22 protein-coding genes are annotated in these 23296 nt (G+C 70.3%); 5 read left to right on the plus strand and 17 right to left on the minus strand.

What is annotated here, in order from left to right:
• Window positions 1-74: 74 nt before the first annotated feature.
• From EMA17_RS17450 to EMA17_RS17460, 3 genes are read right to left on the minus strand one after another with little or no spacing between them, the layout of a single operon-like run.
• On the minus strand, window positions 75-491 hold the full coding sequence (locus EMA17_RS17450) for an arsenate reductase ArsC (protein ID WP_126637970.1): 417 nt from the start codon (window positions 489-491) through the stop codon (window positions 75-77).
• The gene (gene arsB / locus EMA17_RS17455) at window positions 484-1587 is read right to left on the minus strand and encodes an ACR3 family arsenite efflux transporter (RefSeq protein ID WP_126637971.1); all 1104 of its coding nucleotides are present in this window, start codon (window positions 1585-1587) and stop codon (window positions 484-486) included. Before arsB ends, EMA17_RS17450 begins: the two co-directional genes overlap by 8 nt.
• Entirely contained in the window at window positions 1584-1982 is a 399-nt protein-coding gene (locus EMA17_RS17460) for an ArsR/SmtB family transcription factor (protein WP_126637972.1), read from the minus strand. The genes arsB and EMA17_RS17460 overlap by 4 nt, the downstream gene beginning before the upstream one ends.
• A gap of 81 nt (window positions 1983-2063) precedes the next feature.
• Between EMA17_RS17460 and EMA17_RS17465 the strand changes: the two genes are divergently transcribed.
• Window positions 2064-2531: an ArsI/CadI family heavy metal resistance metalloenzyme gene (locus EMA17_RS17465; RefSeq protein WP_126637973.1), complete on the plus strand. Its 468-nt coding sequence runs from the start codon at window positions 2064-2066 to the stop codon at window positions 2529-2531.
• A gap of 93 nt (window positions 2532-2624) precedes the next feature.
• Here the strand turns inward: EMA17_RS17465 and EMA17_RS17470 are convergent, their stop codons facing one another.
• From EMA17_RS17470 to EMA17_RS17490, 5 genes are all read right to left on the minus strand, one after another.
• On the minus strand, window positions 2625-4409 hold the full coding sequence (locus tag EMA17_RS17470) for an NHL repeat-containing protein (protein ID WP_126637974.1): 1785 nt from the start codon (window positions 4407-4409) through the stop codon (window positions 2625-2627).
• A 224-nt stretch (window positions 4410-4633) separates the two neighbouring features.
• Window positions 4634-6988: a transglutaminase-like domain-containing protein gene (locus EMA17_RS17475; protein WP_160161440.1), complete on the minus strand. Its 2355-nt coding sequence runs from the start codon at window positions 6986-6988 to the stop codon at window positions 4634-4636.
• Entirely contained in the window at window positions 6985-8148 is a 1164-nt protein-coding gene (locus EMA17_RS17480) for a DUF58 domain-containing protein (RefSeq protein WP_126637976.1), read from the minus strand. The genes EMA17_RS17475 and EMA17_RS17480 overlap by 4 nt, the downstream gene beginning before the upstream one ends.
• Window positions 8145-9182, minus strand: a complete 1038-nt coding sequence (locus EMA17_RS17485; protein WP_126637977.1) for an AAA family ATPase — start codon at window positions 9180-9182, stop codon at window positions 8145-8147. The genes EMA17_RS17480 and EMA17_RS17485 overlap by 4 nt, the downstream gene beginning before the upstream one ends.
• Before the next feature lie 64 nt (window positions 9183-9246).
• Complete coding sequence (locus EMA17_RS17490) at window positions 9247-9585, minus strand: hypothetical protein (RefSeq protein ID WP_126637978.1); 339 nt, start codon at window positions 9583-9585, stop codon at window positions 9247-9249.
• A gap of 855 nt (window positions 9586-10440) precedes the next feature.
• Here EMA17_RS17490 and EMA17_RS17500 point away from each other — a divergent pair.
• A complete protein-coding gene (locus EMA17_RS17500; RefSeq protein ID WP_126637979.1) occupies window positions 10441-10917 on the plus strand; it encodes a hypothetical protein in 477 nt (158 codons plus the stop codon).
• Window positions 10918-11064: 147 nt separating this feature from the next.
• Here the strand turns inward: EMA17_RS17500 and EMA17_RS17505 are convergent, their stop codons facing one another.
• Window positions 11065-12009: a universal stress protein gene (locus EMA17_RS17505; RefSeq protein WP_126637980.1), complete on the minus strand. Its 945-nt coding sequence runs from the start codon at window positions 12007-12009 to the stop codon at window positions 11065-11067.
• A 99-nt stretch (window positions 12010-12108) separates the two neighbouring features.
• Window positions 12109-13017, minus strand: coding sequence for a universal stress protein (locus EMA17_RS17510; protein ID WP_126637981.1), 909 nt, complete (start codon window positions 13015-13017; stop codon window positions 12109-12111).
• A 468-nt stretch (window positions 13018-13485) separates the two neighbouring features.
• On the opposite strand from EMA17_RS17510, the gene EMA17_RS17515 reads away from it, so the two are divergent.
• The gene (locus EMA17_RS17515) at window positions 13486-14754 is read left to right on the plus strand and encodes an APC family permease (protein ID WP_126637982.1); all 1269 of its coding nucleotides are present in this window, start codon (window positions 13486-13488) and stop codon (window positions 14752-14754) included.
• Between the two features lie 109 nt (window positions 14755-14863).
• Here EMA17_RS17515 and EMA17_RS17520 read toward each other — a convergent pair whose 3' ends face one another.
• The 4 genes from EMA17_RS17520 to EMA17_RS17535 form a co-directional block, all read right to left on the minus strand.
• Window positions 14864-15418 (minus strand): DUF4303 domain-containing protein, encoded by a 555-nt coding sequence (locus EMA17_RS17520; protein WP_126637983.1) that lies wholly within the window; start codon window positions 15416-15418, stop codon window positions 14864-14866.
• A gap of 216 nt (window positions 15419-15634) precedes the next feature.
• Window positions 15635-16642, minus strand: coding sequence for a PLL family lectin (locus EMA17_RS17525; protein ID WP_246126737.1), 1008 nt, complete (start codon window positions 16640-16642; stop codon window positions 15635-15637).
• Window positions 16643-17243: 601 nt separating this feature from the next.
• A complete protein-coding gene (locus tag EMA17_RS17530; RefSeq protein WP_126637984.1) occupies window positions 17244-18431 on the minus strand; it encodes a GyrI-like domain-containing protein in 1188 nt (395 codons plus the stop codon).
• Window positions 18432-18533: 102 nt separating this feature from the next.
• The gene (locus tag EMA17_RS17535; RefSeq protein ID WP_126637985.1) at window positions 18534-19478 is read right to left on the minus strand and encodes an NADP-dependent oxidoreductase; all 945 of its coding nucleotides are present in this window, start codon (window positions 19476-19478) and stop codon (window positions 18534-18536) included.
• Between the two features lie 84 nt (window positions 19479-19562).
• Between EMA17_RS17535 and EMA17_RS17540 the strand changes: the two genes are divergently transcribed.
• On the plus strand, window positions 19563-20132 hold the full coding sequence (locus tag EMA17_RS17540; RefSeq protein ID WP_126637986.1) for a TetR/AcrR family transcriptional regulator: 570 nt from the start codon (window positions 19563-19565) through the stop codon (window positions 20130-20132).
• Between the two features lie 116 nt (window positions 20133-20248).
• Window positions 20249-20689, plus strand: a complete 441-nt coding sequence (locus tag EMA17_RS17545) for a hypothetical protein (RefSeq protein ID WP_126637987.1) — start codon at window positions 20249-20251, stop codon at window positions 20687-20689.
• Between the two features lie 76 nt (window positions 20690-20765).
• Here the strand turns inward: EMA17_RS17545 and EMA17_RS17550 are convergent, their stop codons facing one another.
• From EMA17_RS17550 to EMA17_RS17560, 3 genes are all read right to left on the minus strand, one after another.
• Window positions 20766-21695, minus strand: coding sequence for a TIGR04222 domain-containing membrane protein (locus tag EMA17_RS17550; RefSeq protein ID WP_126637988.1), 930 nt, complete (start codon window positions 21693-21695; stop codon window positions 20766-20768).
• A 162-nt stretch (window positions 21696-21857) separates the two neighbouring features.
• Window positions 21858-22703: a TIGR04222 domain-containing membrane protein gene (locus tag EMA17_RS17555; protein WP_160161441.1), complete on the minus strand. Its 846-nt coding sequence runs from the start codon at window positions 22701-22703 to the stop codon at window positions 21858-21860.
• Window positions 22704-22760: 57 nt separating this feature from the next.
• Window positions 22761-23201 (minus strand): VOC family protein, encoded by a 441-nt coding sequence (locus EMA17_RS17560; protein ID WP_126637990.1) that lies wholly within the window; start codon window positions 23199-23201, stop codon window positions 22761-22763.
• Window positions 23202-23296 lie beyond the last annotated feature (95 nt).

Consider the following 23296-nt stretch of genomic DNA (forward strand, 5'->3'; position numbering starts at 1 on the left):
TCCACAATCGGAAGGCGATCGTCGGTGTGCGGTCCACGCCGACGCCGGCGTGGACGGCCGACGGGGGGCGCCTGTCAGGCCGCCTCGACGCCGAGTTCGGCGAGCAGGGCGCGGACGCGTCGTTCGATCTCGTCGCGGATCGACCGTACGGCCTCGACACCCTGTCCGGCCGGGTCGTCGAGCCTCCAGTCGAGGTATCGCTTGCCGGGGAAGATCGGGCACGTGTCGCCGCAACCCATGGTGATCACCGCGTCGGACGCGCGGACCGCCTCCGTGGTCAGGATCTTCGGCGTTCGGGCGGACATGTCGATGCCGACCTCCGCCATCGCCGCGACGGCGGCCGGATTCACGGCGTCGGCGGGCGCGGATCCGGCGGAGCGCACCTCGACACGGTCACCGGCGATGTGAGTGAGCCAGGCGGCGGCCATCTGGGACCGTCCGGCGTTGTGGACGCATACGAACAGCACGGATGGTGTGGCGAGTTCAGACACGGGCGGGACCTTCCGGGGCGACGGTCGCGGTGGGTGGGGGGAAGTGTCGCCGGGCGGCGAGGGCGACGTACACCAGGCCGATCAGCACCGGCACCTCGATGAGCGGTCCGACGACTCCGGCAAGGGCCTGTCCGGAGCCGGCGCCGAAGGTGGCGATGGCGACCGCGATGGCGAGTTCGAAGTTGTTGCCCGCGGCGGTGAACGCCAGTGTCGTGGCCCGCGCGTGGTCCAGGCCGACCGCGCGTCCGACGGCCATGGACCCGCCCCACATCAGCGCGAAGTAGGCGAGCAGGGGCAGTGCGATCCGGGCGACGTCGAACGGTTTGGAGGTGACGGCGTCGCCCTGGAGGGCGAAGAGCACGACGATGGTGAACAGGAGCCCGTACAGGGCGAACGGGCCGATCCTGGGAAGCACCCTGGTCTCGTACCAGGTCCGGCCGCGGGCCCTCTCGCCGAGGCGGCGGGTGAGGAACCCGGCCAGGAGCGGGATGCCGAGGAAGATCAGCACGCTGCGGGCGATCTCCCACACGGACACGTCCAGCGCGGTGCGTTCCAGGCCGAGCCATCCGGGCAGCACGTCGAGGTAGAACCAGCCGAGTGCGGCGAAGGCGATCACCTGGAACACCGAGTTGAGCGCGACCAGGACGGCGGCGGCCTCACGGTCGCCGCAGGCGAGGTCGTTCCAGATGATCACCATGGCGATGCAGCGGGCCAGGCCGACGACGATCAGGCCGGTGCGGTACTCGGGCAGGTCGGGCAGCATCAGCCACGCGAGGGCGAACATCAGCGCCGGGCCCACGATCCAGTTCAGGACCAGGGACGGCAGGAGCAGCCGACGATCGCGGGTGACGGTGTCGAGCCGGTCCCAGCGGACCTTCGCGAGCACCGGATACATCATCACCAGCAGGCCGAGCGCGATCGGCAACGAGACCCCGGTGACCGTCACCTTCGCGAGCGCGTCGCCCAGGCCGGGGACGAGTCGGCCCAGGCCGAGGCCGGCGGCCATCGCGATCAGGATCCACACCGCGAGGAAACGGTCGAGGAACGACAGTCGCCCGGCGACCGGTCCCGCCGGGGTCGCGGCCGGGGCGCTCACGCGCCGACCGGAGCGGAGGCGGGTTCGGGGAGGGGGTCGCCGGCGGGGCGGGTGAGGATCGCGGCGAGGCGGTCGGTCATGGCGGGCAGGAGCCGGTAGTACACCCATGTCCCGCGCCGTTCGGAGGCGATCAGCCCGGCCTGCTTCAGCAGCTTGAGGTGGTGGGAGATCGTCGGCTGGGACAGATCGAACGCCGGGGTGAGATCGCAGACGCAGATCTCCCCGCCCGCGCGGGAGGCGATCATCGACAGCAGACGCAGCCGCACCGGGTCGCCCAGCGCCTTGAACACCCGCGCCAGGTCGACGGCCCGGTCCTCGTCCAGCGGGGCGGTCAGCAGCGTGGGGCAACATCCCTCGGTGTCCCGGCCGAGTACCACGAGTTCCTGTTTCGACATTCCTCTATGTTGACATTCTTCGATGCAGCGCGCAAGCTTGTATCGACCGACATCGATACAAGCCGATGGGAGACTGTCGTCATGTCCCGTGTGCAACTCGCGCTCAACGTCGCCGACCTCGAAGCCTCGGTGGCCTTCTACACCAGGCTGTTCGGCGTCGAGCCCGCCAAGCGCCGACCCGGCTACGCCAACTTCGCCGTCACCGACCCACCCTTGAAGCTCGTCCTGATCGAGGGCGAGGCCGGCCAGGACACCCGCCTCGACCACCTCGGCGTCGAGGTCGGCTCCACCGACGACGTCACCGCCGCCACCACCCGCCTCAAGGACGCCGGACTCGCCACGTTCGAGGAGAACGACACCTCCTGCTGCTACGCCCTCCAGGACAAGGTGTGGGTTCACGGCCCGGGCAAGGAGCCGTGGGAGGTCTACGTCGTCAAGGCCGACGCCGACCGGATGGGCAAGCCCCCGACACCGGACACCGACACCTGTTGCCCGGTCGAGCCCCCGAACGCCCCATCACCCACCACGACCTGCACCTGCGGCACCTGACGGCAAACCCGACAGACACCACAACCCGCGCCCCGACCGCTGGTGGTTGCGAATCAGGGGGCGTTCCCGAACTGCAATGGAACGCAATGGCGTTCAACATTTCGGAGGCAGCGTCGAGTGGCCCTGCCATGCGAAAGTGGCGAGCTTGGTCATGCCGGTGATCGACGGGGCACCCGGATTCTTGTCGCCGTTGGCGCGCGCCGATTCGTTGTGAATGAAGGTGTTCAGCACCGTATCGGGCGCGATGACGACGTAGTAGGTGATCCGGAGCGTGACCGACGCCGGCCAGGTGGCGAACTGGGTTCCGTGCCAGGATCCTTCCCGTCCGACGGTGACGAGGTGGTAGTAGGTCCCCTGGCCGTGAACTCCGTTCGTGTCGCAACCGGCGCGTTCGGGAACGGTGATGATGGCCAGGCTCTGCCCCCTGGGCAGCGTTCCCGATACGCGACCACTGGTGTCCAGTCGGCCCTTGTTGTGGATCGGGTCTCTGCTGTCCAGGACCACCGTGTCGCAAAAGTCGTACCCTCCACCACCGTTGATCTGTTCGACCGGTACACGAACCCCCGACCCGGCGGCCGGACAAGCCGATGGTCCCCGTGAAGTCGGCGTCTGCGGCGTGAGGGATGTCTTGACGGGGGTATACCCGGGCTTGTCTCCGCCGGGAGCCCGCGGCGTCGAGGTCGCCTTGCCGGGGCTGTTCCCGGGTTTGCCTCCCGTCGGAGTGGTGGCCGTACCTGTGATTCCCGGTGGGGGTGTCTTCCGAGCACTCGACTCCGAAGCCGTCGCCGTGCGGGGGCCGGCTGTCGTGGGTGGGCGTGATGCGGATGAGGTGTCGGACGAAAGCGCGGTGCTCGGTGTCGTGGCGGCCGACGCGGTGGCCGTGCCGCGCTTCGCGACGGTGCGCACGCGTCCGGTGGGATCGATGATTCCGGCCAGATCGGCATCGGGCTCGTTGAAGAAGACGAGGCCGTCGCGGACTGCGAGTTCCACGTCGGTGCCGGCGGCGGTCAGGGGGACTGTGTGGACGGCCCCCATGGTGCCGTCGCCGCGAAGTTCCACGATCGAGACGGTCCCGCGTGTGAGGTTGGGTATGTACGCCCTCCCGTCCACCTCCACGGGGATCCCGAACACGTCCGAGCCCGGCTCGTCGACCAACACCGCCGCATGGCAACGCCGCTCGGCGGTCGTGGAACAGGACAACAGATGTCCGGAAGCCTTGCTCGTGATCAGCACGTGTGGTGCGTCGGAGGTCCCCACGGTGATGTCATCACCTGCGTCAACACCGGGAAGTTCGATGCTCGGGCCGCTCGGAACGCCTGTATCGGGGGCGAGTGGAATCGCCCGACGGCCCGCCGGGTCGACGACGACCGGGCGGTCTGCCGCGGTGGTGATGCGTGCGCCGGGGCCCGCTCCCGTTTCCGTCGGGCCGCCGGTGTACGCGGTCCAGATCGATCCGGACGACCGATCGACAAACCATGGACCCGCTCCGGGAGTTCCGCGGCCACCGGTGTCCACGAGCGTCACGGTCTGTTCCGCCCCGCGCGTCGAGCTGTACGTGACGGGCCCGATGGCTTTCAACGTTTCGGGGTTCACGGTGGCGAACCGACCACCGCGGGTGTCGATGATGTACAGCGCGGTCGGGGTGACCCGCAACTCCGTTGGGCCGGACTCCGGCCATGGGTCGGCCCCGACGGTGAGACGGCCCGTGGCCCCGTCGATGCGGGTGACGCCACCCTGTGGGCCGACGACATAGCCGGTCGTGCCCAGTTGGGCGGTGCGAACACGATCGTCCCCGTCGGAACGGAAGGCAATGTTCGTGGTGACACGGACGGAAGCGCCGTCCAACAGGGTCGCCTGTGCCGGATGGTTCGATGCCAACCACAGCGCTCCGGAGCCCAACCGCACCCGAGTCCCGGGATGGCCGCGGTGGTTCGGAGCCAAGGCCGCCACGACCAGGGTGACGACCGCGCAAGCGGCGACGACCTTCGCGAGTCGGCCGGGCACGACCCTGCGCCGATCACCGTGGCGGCGGTGGGCGAGGGTAGTGGCTCGGAGGGTTCCCTCGGGAGCGTCGTGCGCTGCGGCGGGTCGGGATCGGCGCGTCATGGCACCCCTGTCGACGGGTCCGGACGGGCGGTGAGAGGTTCATCGGTGCGATGGCGGCCACGTCGACCGTCATGTGCTCGTGGGAGTCGCCGAAGTGACCGTGGCGTCAGACGAACCCGGATACGGGAGCGTCGACGAGGAAGGAGCCTGTATCGGATGTCGCGCTCCAACGTCCAGGCCCGGGCGACTCGTCGTGGCTCGACGGGATCGTCGCTGTAGACGACGTCACTGATCATCGCCGCCATCTGCTCGAACGCTTCGAGGTATGCGCGCCGATCCGGTCGGTCGATGCGGAGGGGCATCTCCCTCAAGTGGGCGACGAGTTCGAGCGCGGTTGCGCCGGTCGGCAGGACGAGGCCACGGTCGGTGTGACAATCGCGAACCTCGAGCCAAGCCCCGAGGATACGATCGCGTGGGCACCTCGCGCGGCGCCGAACACGTTTGCGCCGGGCTTTGAGAGCGGATACGGCAAGCGCGGCCGAGCCGATACCGGCGACGGCCGACGCTACGAGCAGCCACATCGTCGCGATCAATACCCGGGTCACGGCATGGGACGACGGATACCCGTTCCGGGACGATGCGCCGGGGCCGGCGGAGGGTGGGCTCGGGGGTGCCGACGGTGGGACCACCCGGGTCGACGGCGGTACGGGTTCCCGCGTGGTGCGCGGCGGGACGGTGGTGCGTCCTTCGGCGTCGAAGGCCACCCAACCGAATCGCTCGGTGCGGATCTCGACCCAGGTGGTGGCATCGGCGGTGGTGACGGTCGTACTGCCGCCGACCGGAGGCCGCAGACGGTAGCCGACGGCCACCCGCGCCGAGAACCCCTGTGAACGAGCCAGTACCGCCAACAGAGCCGCGTGCTGGGCGACGTTTCCACCGGTCGCGATGTCGGGGGACGTGCCGGTCAGGTCGACCAACTGTCGATACGTCGTGCCCGGGGGAGCCTGATCGTCCTCCGGGAGTGAACGCACGTACTCCTGCAGCGCCGCCAGTCGGGCACGGGGCGTGTCCCGGTTCGCGACGTGGTTGCGTGCGGTCTCCGCGAGAGCGTCCGGTGTGTCCGGGGGAGGTGTGTAGGCGGCCACGTCGGCGCCGACGCGGGGCTGGTCGTCCACCGGACTCGGAATCCTCGCGGTCAGTTCGTACTCGCCGTGCGTCGAGGAGACGTTCGGCAGGAGGAGGCTGCCCGACTCGGCCCCCATCGCGAGCCGGCCCTCGGTGTCCTCGCCGCGCATGACGACGTGCGTGGTGTTCCCGACCGTGGGCAGAAAGGGGCCCGCGAACTGATGGAGGAACACCCTGGCGGTGACCGACGCATCCGACGCGAGTGCGGGATCGACGGGAATTGTGCCGGTGGTGGCGGTGAAGGTCTGGTGGGTACGCCACACCGACCCGTCGTATTCTTCCAGAGTCACGCTGCGGACGCGTTGAACACGGGCGGCACCCGGACCTCGTAGAGAGACCGTGAAGAGCGGGCGGGCCGGTTTCTCCTGGCGTTCGGCGACGATTCGGGCGAGGGGAGTGGCCGCGTCGGGCAGTTCGACGCGGGGCGCGTACCAGCGGCGGGGATCCAGCCGCTCGTGCTCTACCGGGGCAGGGATCAGCGCCCCCGCCGCCAGGGCCGACGCGAGGACGAGCGCCAGATATGCCACCGCTCGCACGCGGCGCGCGCGTGTCACCGACTGGTCGGCCCCCTGACTCGTGGCCCTCACGAACGGAGTCCCGGGAGCACGGCCGATCAGCAACAGACCGACGGCACCCGCGAGTATCGTCGCGGGCATCAAGTAGGTTCCAGGTTCGGGCGCGACCAGCAGCAACGCGATCCCGAACGCGACGAGCGGCGGCAGACCCGCCGCCAAACGAGTCGTGGGCCGCAGGGCCAACGTTGCCGCGCAGAAGGCGGACAACCAGGTGACGACGGCGGGTGTGGTCAAGAGATCGGCGTCGACATCGGCGGGCAACATCACGGTCAACATGCGGGCCCAGCCGCCGGTCAAGTCGTGCGTGAAGGCTGTGCCTTCTCGGAGTATCGGCGACCCGGAGCGCGGTTCGTCGTGGTCGCCCATCGTGCGCACCACGACGATCAACGTCAGCAGACCCGAACCCACCACGCCTGCGCCGGCCAGGCCGCCCCGCCATCTCGACCACCGCGAACGACACACGAACAACAGCCAACCGGTGAGCGCCCCCGATAGGGACGCGGCGGCGAGAGGTGGGCGGTAGCCGTCGCCGTCGAAGAAGCCGCCATAGACGCCACAGGCCGCGATGGTGGCGAGAAGGGAAAAACCGATGGCACCGGCCGAAGACCACGACCACGACGCGACTCCCGGACGATCGGCGCGCCGGTTCACGCCGGGCCGTTCCACAGCGCGGCGAACTCTCGGGCGGTGCGAGCCCGGCATACGGTCATCGATCCCGTGTGATGGATCGACGGTCGGGAGTGGTCGCCCATCTTGACGATCAGACACGAGCGCCGGTCGGACCAGGCCCGAACCACGTGCGTCGGCGGTCCCGGCGACTTGCCGCCGGTGACTACGAGAAGCACGTCGGGGTGGTGCCGTGCGATCAGAGCAGGCAACCGCTCCAGACCACCCCCGTCGGTGCCGGGACCGACGACGGCCAGTCGATCCAGAATCGAACTCGCCCGTGGCGGTGTGTCGATGTCTTGATCACCCGACGATTCGACCGGCCCGGTGGTGCACAACGACACGTATCCGTGTGCCCGAATCGCGGCGACGCTCAGTGAGGCGGCCACCTGGACGGCCTCCTCGAAGAGGGCGCCGGGAGGGACGGCCGGGCCGGTGTCCAGCACGACGAGCCGTCCGGACTGTTCGGATTCCACGAAGTGCCGCACGATCAGCGGCCCGAGGCCGCCGGTACGCAACGTCGCCCCCCAGTCGATCGAGCGCCGATCGTCGCCGTCTTGGTATGTCCGCAAGGAGTGGAAGACCGATCCTCCCTGGCGCATCGACGATGCGGCGACGTCCGTTCCCTCGGCCGACGTTCCGCGAAGAGCGGTGTTGAGGAACTGCACCCGCGGGTGCACCCACAGCACGGATGATCGACCACTCCGGCGCACCGTGCGCAACAGCCCGAGCGGGTCACCGATCAGCAGCGTCGGCGGTTCCACCACGAAGCGACCGCGGCGGTCGGTGGGTAGGGCCGCGACCACGCGCTCCTCGGAGCGGCGAGGTGTTGCCGGGAGACGGATCGACATCGGCCCCGAGGGGAGACCGCGCAACTGCGCCGTCAAGGGGGGTGATCGTAGCCGGCCGGGGTTGCGCACGGTCATCTCCACGGTGACTGCTTCACCCGTCTCCACCGCTGTCGATTGCAGTTCCCAGTCGATTCGGGGTCGCCGGTACAGGGTCGTCGACACCAGGAGCAACGCGCCGAGCAGGCCCAAGAGAGCGACTTCGGCGAGCATGATCAACTCCGGTGCCCCGACCCACGAGCCGACCGCGACGAACAACACGACCAGGACCGCGGTAATTTTCCCGACGTATGTCATCGGCGATACCTCGTCCCCCAGCCATCGGGAGGGGGGACCGACGCCACGACGTCCCGAACGAGATTGCTCGGATCAGGCGCCCGACCTTCGCTGTTCACACGAGGGACCAGGCGGTGTGCCAGGACCGGCACGGTCAGAGCCTTGATGTCGTCCGCCGTTACCATCGGACTCATTCGACTGGCCGCGCGCGCCTGGGCCGCCAAGGTGAGAGCGATCCCCGCACGGGGGCTCATCCCCACCTCGATGCCCGGATGTTCGCGTGAGGCGGCGGCAATGTCGACGACGTAATATCTTATTTCCTCGTTCACGACGACATGGCGCACGATATCGATCATTTCCAGGAGTTGGTGTCGATCGACGACCTGGGGAAGCGCCCCGGAATCTCTTCGCCGAGCGGCATCCGCGATGATCGACATCTCCGCGTCCCGGTCCGGGTAGCCGAGGTCGAGGCGCATCATGAAGCGGTCCATCTGGGCCAGGGGAAGTGCGTATGTTCCGGCTTGATCGACGGGATTCTGCGTCGCGATACACAGGAAGGGATCGGGCACACGATGGTCTTGGCCGTCGGCGGTCACCTGGCTCTCCGCCATGACTTCCAGGAGCGCGGCCTGTGTCCTGGGTGAGGCTCGGTTGAGTTCGTCCGCGATCACGATGTTGGCGAAGATCGGCCCCTTACGAAAAGTGAAGCGAGTCACCTCCCGCTCGGATTTCGCCCATCGACCGAGAGGGTCGACCGGCACCATCGTTCCGGTCACATCGGACGGCATGAGATCGGGAGTGAATTGAATTCGATGCAGCACCACATCCTTCACGGACTGCGCGATTGATTTCGCCAGGGACGTCTTGGCGACTCCGGGGCGATCCTCGAGCAGTACGTGTCCTTCGGCGAACAGGCAGAACAGCACCAACCGAACACTGTTCCTTTGTTTGCTCCCGCGGATGAAGCTGCACACGCTGGTTGTGAACGCCTCGAAATTCCGGTGAAAATACTCGAGGTCGAGCCTGGTCGGGGCCGAGTCGTCCGAAGTGGTCATCGCGTCCCCTCGGAGGGTTGAACGGTTGCCGTCGGTCGTGCGCGGCGTCCTTGCCGAACCGCGATCAGGCCCGGGTCTTCGACACCGATTGGGTGGCCACCGGGCGGGCGCCCTGCGGCAGGGCCGTGCGATGGATGTCCCATGAGGTCGTGCCGTCGTTCGCCTGGTTCTCCGCCAGCGACGGTGTGGCCGCGGCATCGGCCAGGACTACGAGCAGGTCTCGACTGGTCCCGACCTGGGCGCCGCTCAGGTCCAACGGGAGCTCGTGATCGCCCGGTGTGGTCGGTACGGGTGCCTTCGCGTAGAACCTGGTACTGGGCGGTGACCCGATATTGGGTACTTTCGCCACCAACCACAGTGAGGAACCCTCGGGGACGGGCGTGGCGTCCAGCGTGATACGCACCGTCGCGTGGCTCCCCATCCCGGGCAGACCGTCGGCGGAAGTCACACTCGCGATGCGGACGCCGATCGGCGCGGAGGCCGTCGTCCTCGTGCTCGGTGGGTCGGTCGGTCGTGGGGTGGTCGAGGACGAGGACGAGGGCGAGGGCGGGGGCTCGGTGGTCGGCGGAGCGGGAGTGGGCGGAGGGGGCGAAGGCGAAGGTGGGGCGTGGGTGGGACGCGCCGAGTCGCCGGCGACGGTGCCGCCGCGGCCGTCGGACGAATCGCTTCGTGTCACGAGCACGTAAAGGGCGGCGATCACCGCGCCGATCAGGACCAAGGAAAGGATTTTCAAGCTCGCGAGCCTTTTCATGAGGCTCTTCATCGCAATGCTCCGCCGGCCGGCGGTCGTTGTGGATCGACCGGTGAAACGATCATGGAATCGATTTCCATGGGACCCCCGCCCCGAAAGGTGCAGACTGCATGCACTTCCAGCTCGATGGTGCCGATCCGACGGATGGCAAACGTCACCCCTGGCGCACCGTCGGCGGCGCTTCCGATGTCGGCCAGTATCCACCTCGCCGGCGCTTGGCGGTGCCGAACTCGAGAATGCCCCGAAAGATATTCCCCGGGTACTACAAGTCGGTCTCGTTCACCGCGTTCGGAAGACTTCTCGAGGGACGGCGGGCACCCTGTCCCAAGAACTTCCACACCGTTCCGCGTCGATCGGATCGAGGTTGCGATGATCTCCGCCGGCGAAATTTGGGAATCAGAATCGTTTCTGCCCGTAGTCGCTCTCGTCGTGGGGACGATAACGGCTGCCATCAGTACTTGGGCCTCGTTGCACGCGGCTCACCCCAGGCTCCGGTTGGTCTATGGAATGCCGTCCGCCACGGCCTTGATGAGCGCGCTGCCCGCGGTCGTACCCACTCTCGCCGTGAGCTGGGGGACGCAGATTCTGGTCCATCCGCACGTGGTCCAGGTACGGGTGGCCAACACGGGACGTCGAGACATCCTGCGCGGTGCGTTCGACGGGAATCAACCGATCGGCATCGATGTGGGGGAGCCCATCCTCGCCGTCCTGGCCACCAGTAGCCCCTGCCCGAGCAGCACCGCGGGCAGCGAACTCCTCATCCCGCCCAGGCTTTTGAAGAAGGACGAGGCGCTGACGTTTTCGCTGCTCGTGGACGGGGCCGCCCCTCGCCTGGTCGGATGTCGGGCGCAACTCAACGATGTCGAGGTGCACAACGAGGCGGATGACGCACGTCAAGCGGCGGTGCGACTGGCCGTCCTGACCCGGGTCGGCGTTGCCATCGCGACCTTCGGCCTGGTGCTGTGGATCGCGACGCTGGTATGAGGTGAGCCGCGTGCGGCGAAGCGGGCGGGATCCCTGCCGGCCTCACCGCACGCCGCCGCAGCGGTCTCGCACGCCAACTCCGGGTCGAGGATGCGGTTCCGCATATGCGGTGTCCCGGGGGTCGTGGGTTGGGGGTGTGGGTGGGATTCAGGGGGTTTCTTCGGGGTTTTGGGTCTTGGTGGGCTCGGGGTGGTTGTGGGTGGGGATGAGGAGGATGGGGGAGTGGGCGTGGTGTAGGGCTGTGTGGATGGCTCGGCCCAGGTTGGGGCCGAAGCGGCCGGTGGGGCGGTGGGCGGCGAGGACCAGGAGGTCGGCGTCGGCGCTTGCGGTGATCAGGGCGTGGGCGGCGGTGTCCAGGACGGCGTCCTCGGTGACGGGGACGTCCGGGTGCTTGTCGCGGAAGGGCTTGACGGCGGTGATCAGGGTGGTTTCCGCCATCGTGCGCCAGTCGTCGATGATCGACACGGCCGGGGCGAACGCCAGGCCGCCGGCCATCGACGCGGGGTAGCGCCACGCGTGGATGGCGCGTACGGGCAGGTTCCGGGCCGCTGCCTGGGCGAAGGCGGCCTCCAGGGCGGGGCCGCAGTCGTCGGCGGAGACGCCGACCACGATCGGCTTCGCCGGACGGTCGGCGGCGGTGTCGTGGTCGGGGTGGACGACCAGGATCGGGCAGCGGGCCGCCGCCGAGACGGGGAGGCTGACCGAGCCCATCAGGAGACCGGCGAAGCCGCCCATCCCTCGGCTGCCGACGACGAGCAGGGCGGCGCGGTCGCTCGCGGCCTCCAACGCGTCGATGGCGTTGGCGAGTTCGACCGTGGCGAGTACCGGCAGGCCCTCGTGCCTGGCGCGTGCGCGGTCGGCGCCTCGGTCGACGATCGCGCGGGCGTTCTCGCGCAGCTGCTGCCCGAAGCGGTCGTCGCCGCCGGCGACTTCGACCCATTCCAGGGCGTGCAGCACCTCGAGGATGGTGTGTCGTCGGGCGGCCTCGTCGGCGGCCAGGTCCACCGCTCGTTCGGCGCCGGGGGAGCCGTCGAAGCCGACGACGACGTGCCCCTGGAGCGGAGCCGGACGGGGGGTCGATTCCCGGGTCATGGCGGGGATTCCCTTCGAGGAGGTGAGAGGAGGTGAGAGGCGGGGGTGGGGGTGGGACGTCGAGGCCGACCGTGCGCCGATGCCCGGTTCGGCCGGGGCTCAGTCGTGGTCGGCGGACGTCTCGTCCGCCGAGGTGGGGACGATCACCAGCGGGCAGCGAGCGTGGTGGATCAAGCCCTGACCGACCGAGCCGAGCAGCAGACCCGCGAAGCCGCCGCGCCCGCGCGAGCCGACGACCAGGCACAGCGCGTGCTCGGCGGCCTCGCGCAGGACCGCGACCGGGTGTCCCACGGCGACCTCGCGGTGTACCGGCACGCTCGGGTACTTCTCCGTCCATCCGGCGAGTGTCTCGGCGAGCCGCAGCCGGCCCTCCTGCATCTCCTCGCGCATCCGCAGCCCGGCCAACAACCCGCCGGACATCTGACGGACGTTGACGGCCACGATCGTGGCGCCGCGCCGGGCCGCCTCGTCGAAGGCGTACGCCACGGCCGGTTCGGAATGCCGCGCCCCGTCCACCGCGACCACGATGGTCGGCGGCTCGCCGCTCGTGTGCTCGGGCTCTCGGACGACGACGACCGGACAGGTCGCGTGCGCGGCGATCGGTACCGCGATTCCGCCGGTGGTCAACATCTCCGCGGCCGTGGACAGGCGGCGCGAGCCGAGCACGATCATCGCCGCGTCCCGGGAGTGTTCGCGCAGCGCGGCCACGGGCGGTCCATCCGCCAGGACCGACTCGGTGCTCAGCCGAGGGTGGCGGGTCGCGACCGACTCGCGGGCTTCGTCCAGGGCTCGGACGCCGGTCGCGCGGAAACGTTCGCCCCAGGTCAGGCGGTGTGGGTTCGACTCGGGGTGACGGTCGGCGCCGATCGGCCAGTCGAGCGCGTGCACCAGGCGCAGCGGCAGGCCTCGGCGGGCGGCCTCGTCGGCGGCCCAGACCACGGCGAGGCGGCCCGCGTCGGTGTGCTCGACGCCGACGACGATCGGTGTTGCTCCCACGTGCGCGGTCACGGTCGACTCCCCTTTCCCGGGGCCGAACGATCGCCTGCCGGCCCGTGCCTCGAACACTGCCCGCCCTGCCGGGACCCGGGCAGGGCCATTGGACCCGAGTCCCCGGACCGGTCGGCCCTGCCCGGCATGTGGGTCGGCGCGATGTCGGCGGCGAATCCGTACCGGTGCTCGGCCTGCGGGCGCTGTTCGGCCTCGGCGGCGTGGTCACCGAGGTCCCGGCGGACCACGGCGCACCCCGTCGACCGCCTCGGACGTGCACACGCTGCTCGTGGGCTTGCGGGGGCGCCGCTGCTCCACGGCCACCGGGGGCGGCGCCGCCCGCATCCGCCTCGCGCCGAGCCCCGGCCGCCCGGCTCCCGCAGTTCCCCTCGTCGTCATCCGTGCGACATCCCCTTCCGATATCGTGCACCGCTGTCGAAGTGCCCGTTCCATCGGCTCCCTGCGGCCGTCGTCGTCGAGGAGTGAGTGATGGGTACGTCCGCGGCGCCCGCCGGCGGGGGAGGTCTGGAACGGCGTCTGGGCGTGTCCGACGCCGTGGTGATCGGATTGGGCTCGATGATCGGGGCCGGGATCTTCGCCTCGCTGGCCCCGGCCGCGTCGGCGGCCGGATCCGGACTGCTGCTCGGCCTGGCGCTGGCGGCGGTGGTGGCGTACTGCAACGCGACGTCCTCGGCGCGGTTGGCGGCCCGCTACCCGCAGTCGGGCGGCACGTACGTCTACGGGCGCGAGCGGCTCGGCGACTTCTGGGGATACCTGGCCGGGTGGGGCTTCGTGGTCGGCAAGACCGCCTCGTGCGCGGCGATGGCGCTGACGGTCGGCTCGTACGTGTGGCCCGAACAGGCGCACGCGGTCGCCGTCGCCGCGGTGGTGGTGCTGACGGCGGTGAACTACGCGGGCGTGCGGAAGTCCGCGCTGTTGACCCGGGCGGTGGTCGCGGTCGTCCTGGCGGTGCTGGCCACGGTGGTCGTGGTGTGCCTGACGTCGGGCTCCGTGGTCGCGACGCGGCTGGATGTCGGTGCGGACACCTCCGCGGGCGGGGTGTTGCAGGCCGCCGGGCTGTTGTTCTTCGCCTTCGCCGGGTACGCGCGCATCGCCACGCTGGGCGAAGAGGTCCGGGATCCGAAGCGGACCATCCCCCGCGCGATCCCGTCGGCCCTCGGCATCACCCTCGTGGTCTACGCGGCGGTCGCCGTCGCCGTCCTGCTGGTGCTGGGGCCGGATCGACTCTCCGACGCCGCCGCGCCGCTGGTCGAAGCGGTCCGCGCGGCGGGTGTCCCGGGCCTGGCCCCCGTGGTCCGGGTCGGCGCCGCCGTCGCCGCCCTCGGTTCGCTCCTGGCGCTGATCCTGGGCGTCTCCCGTACCACCCTGGCGATGGCCCGCGACCGGCACCTGCCGCATGCCCTGGCCGCCGTGCATCCGCGCTTCCACGTCCCGCACCGTGCCGAGCTCGCCGTCGGCTGCGTCGTCGCGGTCCTGGCCGCCACGACGGACGTACGCGGCGCCATCGGCTTCTCCTCCTTCGGCGTGTTGGCCTACTACGCGATCGCCAACGCCGCCGCCTGGACCCTCGCCCCCGAAGAGGGCCGCCCGGCCCGGATCGTGCCGATCGTCGGCACGTCGGGCTGCCTGGTCCTGGCGTTCGCCCTGCCGCTCGCCTCGGTACTCGCCGGAGCCGCCGTGATCACGGCCGGCGCCGCGGCCTACGGCGTCCGCAGAGCGATCGACCGCGACACCTGACGGATCTTCGCCGACCCGGGACCGGACTCGGCTCGGGCGTCGCGTTCACCCGCGACGCGGGTATCGGCCGCCCCGGCGTGTGTTGCCGCGGGTGCGGGCGCGGTGATGGTCACCGGGAGCTTCGGAGTGGTGACGCGGGCGAATTGTCGGCCACGTACGCGGCGGCGGCCGCGGGAGGGTTCAAGGCGCGGGCGCGGGCGGTGTTTTCGGCATCGTCGCCGGGGACCTCGACGACGGCGACGATGGACAGGCGTTGCTCGCCGCCGCCGAAGAGCCCTTCCGCGTCGAGGCGGGCCATGGCCGTGACCATCGCGCGCAGGCGCAGTTCGAACTCGACGTCCCCCTCGTCGTCGGGGAGTTCGAAGACTTGCGGTCGGGCGTCGAAGAGGCTTCTGATCGGGGCGAGGTGCCGCTCCCCATAGGTGCAGAAGGGCGAGTCCGCGTAGGACCACCGCAACATGTCCGCCTCGGCCGCGGATTCGCCCGCCGCGGTGGCCAGGGCCTGGGTCGACCAGGCCGACAGGGACGGGCCGAAGGCCTCGCCCGGCGTGACCAACGCGCAGTAGTAGAAGTCGTGTTCCGGGTATTCCCGGAACAGGTCCGAGACGGCGGCACGGGTGGCCCGGTACACGGCTTCGGTGAGGTCCGCCTCGGTCGGTATCACGTCGACTCCCTTGTGCGCGTTCGAGCGGAACCCCGGCCGACGCCGCCCGCAGGGGCCAACTCTCGCAGACGGACAACCGCCCGTCCCGCGGTGCGGTGGAAGCGGAAGCCGATGCCGCGAGTGGGCCGTGTCGCGGAGCCGGCGATGGGCTGCTCGGCCACGCGACCACGGTGCGGACGCCGGGCGGCGGGCACCGTGGTCGCGCGGATCGTCAGGTCACGGCCGCAGCGCACCGTCGAACTGCTGCCACCCCTGCCAGTTGCCGCCGGGCGTACCTTGGACGCGGTGGTAGATCGCCCCGCCGCTGTTGACGCCGAACAATTCGATCCGCCCATTGGCGTTGGTTTCGGCGGCCACTTGGCTCAGGGATCCGTCGAACTGCTCCCATCCGGACCAGCCGCCGGGGGCGGTGGGGCTCTGCGAGCGGTGGTAGATCGCGCCATTGGAGTTGGCGCCGAAGATTTCGAGCCTCCCGTCGGCGTTGCGCGCCGCGGCGATCGAGCTCAGCGCACCGTCGAATTGGACCCACCCCGACCAGGCTCCGCCCGGGGTGGTCTGCCAGCGGTGGTAGATCGCCCCGCCGCTGTTGACGCCGAACAACTCGACCCGTCCGTCGGCGTTGGTTTCGGCGGCCACTTGGTTCAAGGATCCGTCGAACTGCTCCCATCCGGACCAGCCGCCGGGGGCGGTGGGGCTCTGCGAGCGGTGGTAGATCGCGCCATTGGAGTTGGCGCCGAAGATTTCGAGCCTCCCGTCGGCGTTGCGCGCCGCGGCGATCGAAGTCAGCGCACCGTCGAATTGGACCCACCCCGACCAGGCTCCGCCCGGGGTGGTCTGCCAGCGGTGGTAGATCGCCCCGCCGCTGTTGACCCCGAATAACTCCACCCGTCCGTCGGCATTGGTCTCCGAGGCCACCGCGTGCAGCGCCCCGTCGAATTGCGCCCACCCACCCCAAGGGCCGCCGATGGCGGTCTGGGCGCGGTGGTAGATCGCGTCGCCGCTGTTGACCCCGAAGAGTTCGAGGCGTCCGTCGGCGTTGCGAGCCGCACCGATCGAGGAGCCCCAGATGTCCACGGCGGCGGCGCGCGCGTTCGTGGTCGGGGCGGCCGCCTCCGTGTTCGCGGAGGCGCTGCTCGTCAGGGTCAGACCGGTGGTGGTGGCAAGTGCCACCGCGAGCGAGGAGGCGCCGATCAGCCTGGTGAGGCGCCCGATTCGAGTTCCCATGTCATGCCTTTCAGATGGTGGGGAACGCAATGCACGCATGCCCGGATCCACGTCGCCGAGGACCCGGCCGCGATGCTTGGTGTCGGTACGTGTTGCGGGAATCACGCTACGCACATCCCTCGCGTCCCGGGAACCACAGCCGCACCGGGATGTAAGAACGCAGCAAGTTCCTTTGCCGGTAGGGGAGTTCGAGCCGGGGTCCGATGTGATCCTCGTCGGCCGGCACGCCGGTGGTACGCCGACGCGCGTGTGTGGAACGACCGTGGTGGGGGCTCGTCGCGGTGGCGGCATGGACGTTCGCCCGGAACGCGCCCGGCAACAGCGTCTCCCCGTACCCGCGTCTGATCCGATCCGCGGCGCCCGTGCGTTCGGGCGGTGATCCGCAACGGGGTCACCGCCCGAACGCACGAAGGCCGACCGGATACGTCCGGTCGGACCGAGAACCGGACCACGACGCACCCGACTCGCCCCCACCCCCGGCATCCGTCGAACGCGTTCCGCCCCCCGGTCTCGACGCGGGGGCGGAACGCGGCCGATTCCGGCTGTCCGGCCGCGCGGCTGTCGATGGGGCGCTCCACCCGGAGTACCGGCAATGGCTCCGTCAGCGGTCGACGGGTTCGACCGGCTGGCGCAGGACGGTCTTCATCTTCTCGGGGGCGGTCTTGCGTGGGTCGCTGAGGTAGATCTCGTGGTGCAGACCCCCGTGCCGCAGGGCGTTGGCTTCGAAGTAGGTGTGGTGGAGTTCGTGCAGGACGGGGCCCTCGTCGTCGTAGGGGCCGATGTGCAGCACCTGGGCGCTGGGTCCTTCGTGGAGCGTCAGGTGTCGTACCTCGGAGATCGTGGGCAGCTTCTTCTTCGCGAGGGCCGCCTCCTTGGCGTCCTCGATCATCTTCTTCGTGACCCAGGGGGGCATGGCGATGAGCATCGTCCAGTTCCAGCTGTCCTTGGCGCGGGTGGTGAACACTTCCGGCCGGTCGGCCCACCACAGCCCCTCCAGCGGGGCGACGACGAAATCGCCGGCGTCCGTGCGCTTGGCGGCGAACTTCAGGGTGTAGGCGACCGCGTACAGGGCGCTGACCGCGTCGGCGTAAGCGGGTGAGGTGTTCGGATCCCCGGCGCCGTCGATGGCGATGAACTGCTGTTCGGGAACGTCGACGATGGCCCACGTGGTGTTCTTGGGCGCGTACAGCCCCTTGTGCTCGCGCTTCACGTCGTACGGGGTCATGCGTGCCGCACCTTTCCGGTCGTGGGGTGGTGTGTCGAGCGATGCCCGGTAGTCGGCCAGCCACGTGGCTTCGGCCGACAGTTGGCCGAGGGCGTGGTCGAAGATCGCGCGGACGAAATCCGGGGCATCCCGGTCCGCGGTGGCGGCCCGGCGGACGTGTTCGACGCGTTCGGCGAGCGCGCGGGAACGTCGATCGAGGGCGGAGAGCAGGCGCTCCCGGTCGATGGCCGGGACGTTGGCCAGGCCCACCAGGATGCGTGGGAACACCGGATGCAGCTCCGCGATCGCCTCCTCGGCCGCGGCGGCGCACTCGCGGTGCCCTTCGGGGGTCGCGGTGTAGACCTTGCGCGTCTTGCCGCCCGCGGCTCGTGTCGGATCGGTCGGGGTGATCAGGCCCCGTTCTCGAAGTCTGTTCAGCAGGTAGTAGATGGAGCTGAAGCCGATCTCCGTCCATTCGCGCATGCCGCGCTCGGAGATCACCTCCTCCAGCTCGTAGCCGTGCCTGGGTTGCTCGACCAAAAGGCCGAGCAACGTCAGTTCGGCAGCGGTCAGGCTTCGGTCCATGCCGCTATTCTAGTACTGGAATAGCGGGAGGTGGGCGAGCGGAACCCGCATGGCGACACCGCCCGTCGGCGGGCTCCGCCGGGCGGAGCGCGGCCGCGTCGTTCAGCGGAGGCGGGGTCCCGGCGTGATCACGATCTTGCCGTGGACGTGGCGTCCGGCCTGCAGGGCGACCGCGTCGCGGATCCGCTCGATCGGGAAGGTCTCGGCGATCGGTACGGTGACCGCGCCGGCGAGGATCGCGTCGGTGATCCGCGCCATGGCGTTCGGGTCCGCGTCGAAACCGCCGGTCGCGCGGACGCCGCCGGGAGGGTTGGGCCCCGCGGCGATCGTGGAGATCCGCTCGGGCGGCACACCGAGCGCGAGCGCGGCCTCGGCGGTCTCGACGCCGAACAAATCGGTCGCCGCGGTCACACCCTCCGGAGCCAGGGCCCGTACCCGCTCCGCCAATCCGGGGCCGTAGGCCACGGGCTCGACACCGAACCGGCGCAGGAACTCGAACGTGCTCTGCGCGGCGGTCCCGATCACCCTGGCCCCGGTGAGCCTCGCGAGTTGTATGGCGAACACGCCCACACCGCCCGCGGCGCCGCCGACCAGGACGGTGTCGCCGGAGCGCGGTTCCACAACCGCCAACGCGGCGGCGGCGCTCATGCCGGCCACCGGAAGCGTGGCCGCCACCTCGTCGCCGATGCCCTCCGGCGTGTGCCAGAGCGGCTCGGCCGCCTCGGTGGGCGTGGTGACCACCACGAAATCGGCAACGGCCCTGCCCAGCGCGCCGCCGTGGACACGGTCGCCCACGGCGAAACCCGTGGCGCGGGTGTCGACCTCGTCGACGACCCCGGCGAAGTCGTAACCGAAGCCGGATGGCACGGTGACGCCGAACCGGGCCGCCACCTCGGGCTGCGCGGCGATCCCCCAGTCCATGGGATTCAGACCGGCTGCCGTGACGCGAACGCGGATCTGGCCCGGTCCGGCATGCGGTTCCGCGACCTCTCGCACCTCCAGCACCTCGGGGCCTCCGAACGTCTCGTAGACAACGGCTCGGCTCATACGTACCTCCAGGAGAAAGCGTGATGGGACTTGGTCTCATCACCGTACATCAAGTCACGGGACCAAGTCCCGTACGATGTCCTCATGGCCCGATGGCAACCCCACGCATCCGAGCGACTCGTCGTCGCCGCCCTTGAACTGTTCGAGGAACGGGGCTACGAGAACACGACGGTGATCCAGATCGCGGAGCGCGCCGGACTGACGAAGAGCACCTTCTTCCGGCACTTTCCGGACAAGCGGGAAGTGCTCTTCGGCGGGGGCGCCGTGAGCGGACTGCTCGTCGAGGGGATCGACGCGGCGCCGGCCGGAGCCGGTCCGCTCGAAGCGGTGGCGCATGCCCTGGAGGTGATCGGCGCGGAGGTCTTCACCTCCGATCGTCGCGAGTTCGGCGCCCGGCGGTCGGCGGCGATCGCCGCCAACCCCGAACTGCGGGAACGCGAAGCGTTGAAGGGACTCCGCGTCACCGCGTCGATGACCGACGCGCTCAAGCGCCGCGGCGTTCCCGACCTGGCCGCGCGCGTGGCCGCCGAACTGGGCGCACTCGCCTGGAAGATCGCCTACGAGCGCTGGACGGACGCAGCCAACGGCGACACCTTCGGCGAACTCGCGCGACGAACACTCGCCGAGGTACGGGCGGCCGGCGCCGTGTGCTGACGGCGGCCTCCCGGCCCGGACCCGTACCCGCCGTCCGCACGCGCGGTGCCCGCTGCCGAGGCTTCGTCGAGGTCCTGGTGTGCCGGGACGGTCGCCGGGCAGGCTAGTTTGCTCGGATGAGTCTTCTTGATGACGTGGCCGAACGCGATGGCCGGCGGTGCTGGGTGTGCGACGAACCCGTGGACCTCGACAAGTCGGTGAACGACCCGCAAGGACCCAGCGTCGACAGTCGGACCGCCGACCGGAAGGCCAAGATCGCCGAGCGGCTCGCGCACCGCGCGTGCAACAGCCGCAAGGGCGCGGTCAAGGTGGCCATCGCCTGGCCGGAGCGCCTGTACGTGGTCGAGCCCGCGCCGTTGCTCGCCGTTGCCGCGAGGCTGGAGCGCAAGGGGGGCCGTGAGATCGTGGGCCGCTGTCCGACCGCGCGGGACGCTCGGGAGGCGGCGGATTGGCTGGTGGACCGGTTCTCCCGACTGGTACCGGGCCTGCCGGTGACCGCCGACGTCGAGGCGGGAGGCGGCCAGTTCCTGGTCGTCCTGACCACCGGCCGCCGCTGACCGGGTGCGGGACCGCATCGGCCGCGTCGTCGACCGCCACGGCGGTCCCCGCCACGACACGGGCGGCGCGGTCCGCTCAATCGCCGCCGCATCCGCAACCGCCGCATCCGCCACAACCGCCGCATCCGTCGGCGGCGCAGCCGCTTTCGGAATTCCATACGTCGAAGGCGAACTCGACTTGGTGGTCGCCCGACCGTCCAGCCGCCTTCAGCAGTGCCGTACGCGCCCCGGAAGGCTCCAGGGCGGTGATGCCGAGACAGGCGACCGCCATGAGCGACGTGGCCCGCGCGGCCGTTCCGCCGCCGGCCGGACGTCCGGCCCGAAGCGCCTTGACGTCGGTGCGCACCGCCTTCACGACCCGGCGTCCCGTGGCACTCGCCCGAACCGGCGCTTCCGCCAACGTGATCGCGATGGCGAACACGCCGGGGAGGGACAGGGCGAGCAGGAACGTGGACGCCCATCCGAGGCCGTCCCCGAACACCGAGGGCAACACGACCAAGAGGATTCCGCCGGTCGCGACGGCGAACATCACGTAGGTCGGGATTCGAGCCCGTCGCCGGGTCCCGGGCGCGACGACGAGACCTCGCTCGACCAGACTCCCCTCCAACGCGACGAGCGGCGCGTCGGGCCGGCGCAGTGCCTCGACGGCACCGCTCCGCGTTCCGTCGCGGCGCAACGCGTCGAGCACGGAGCACTCGACCGGATCGTCGTCGTGGACATCGTTCCCGACATCGGGGTGGGAGAGGACCGTGACGTGCCCGTCGGACTCGACCCTGATCCGGCCCCGTTCGAGCAGCGCCGCGAGCGCCGTGTCCGCCACCCGGGCCGCGCCGCCCGCCAGGAACGCCATGTCGTGGCCGCCGATCGAGTGCGGGTCGGCGTTGCGGTCGACCCGACCGCGCGCCAGACGACGCCACACGAGCGCGAGGACCCATCCGAAGCCGGTGACGGCGAGATACAGGACCGGGTATTGCAGATCCCACCGACTCAACGTCGCGAAAGACATGCCGACCCCCTGGTGTACGGCTGTCACGCACCCTGCGATCGGAACATAGCCAGGCCCGTACGCCGCGCGTCAGAGGCAGTTCCCTCTCCTCGCGACGACGGCCCACGCATCGTCACGTTTCCCCGCGTGCCGCGCCGGGTCGAGTCGGTTGGGCGAGCCCGTTCACGGTTCGTCCCGGATTCCGCGTTCGTCGATCGACGCGTCGAACCCCATGACGCGGGCGTGAATCGACTGTCGGGCGGACTTCAGGAGGACGGTGCGCGCCGGGGAGTCCGGCAGGGCCGCGAGGCCGAGGCAGGGCACCGCCATGAGCGACGCGGTCTCCGTGGTCGTCGCCGCGACGGGGCGTCCGGCCCGGTGCGACGACACGTCGGCGGCCAGGGCCCTGCGGGTCGCTCGTCCCGCGGCGGTCTCCCGGACCGGCGTGACCAGTGTGTAGGCGATCCGATAGGTGACGAGCGCGAGCAGGATCGCCGCGAGCGCCGGTACCCCTTCGACGACCCTCGTGAGCACCAGGCCCACCGCGACCGGGGCGACGGCGAAGATCACCGCGCCCGGGACGCAGGCCGCCAGGCGCATCCCGGGCGGGGCGACGAGACCGCGGGCGATCAGCCTGCACTGGGCGTCGAAGGCCGGCGAGTCGGAACTCCGCAGCGCGGTGACGACCTCGTGGCGGGTCGCCCCCGCGCGACCCAGCGCGTCGAACACGTAGCGCGGAGCGGGGGCGTCCGGACGGACGGTCTTCGCGGGCGTGACGCGTCCGTCCCGGTCCACCCGGATCCACCGCCGATCGAGCAACCACGCGAGCGCCGTGTCGGCCACCCGGGCATAGCCTCCGGCCAGGAACGCGACGTCGTAGGCGTCGAGTTCGCCGACGTCGACGGGTGCGCCGGTCCGGCCGCGCACCAGCCGGCGGGCCACCAGCCCGACGGCCCAGAGAACGATGGTGATGCTCACGAGCACGATCACGATCGACACGCCGACCCCCCAGGCCACGGCTGTCACCACGTTGCGACCGAAGGTTATCAACGAACCCGTCCCGGACGGGGAGAAGACGCCCCCCGCTCAGCGCAGTTGCTCGGCGAGGCCGACGATGATGCCCTCCGGGCCGCGGAGATAGCAGAGCAGATGGCTGTCCTCGAACCGGACGATCTCGCCGACGAGTTCGGCGCCGTGGGGGCGCAGGCGGGCAACGGTGTCCTCGAGGTCGTCGACGGCGAACATGACGCGGTGCGTGCCCAGGATGTTGTGCGGCCGGTCGCGCGGTCCCGCGCTGATCGGCGCGGGGCTGCGGTACCTCGCCAGTTCGAGCCGGCTGTGCCCGTCCGGGGTCCGGACCATCGCGATGTCACAGTGGACGCCGTCGAGTCCGGTGCACCCGTCGGCGACCGGGCCCTCGACCTCGGCCCTGCCCTCCAACTCCATACCGAGTTCCACGAAGAACGCGATGGCGGCGTCCATGTCCTCGACGACGATGCCCACATTGTCCATCCGCTGAATCGCCATGCCGATTTCTCCTTCATCCTCGTGCGTCCGGTGCCGGCTGCCGATGTTCCCGGGACGGAGCCGGTGACACGTTCTCGACATCCGCGGACCGCCGG

It is taken from the genome of Embleya hyalina (assembly GCF_003967355.1).
Taxonomy (GTDB): Bacteria; Actinomycetota; Actinomycetes; order Streptomycetales; family Streptomycetaceae; genus Embleya; species Embleya hyalina.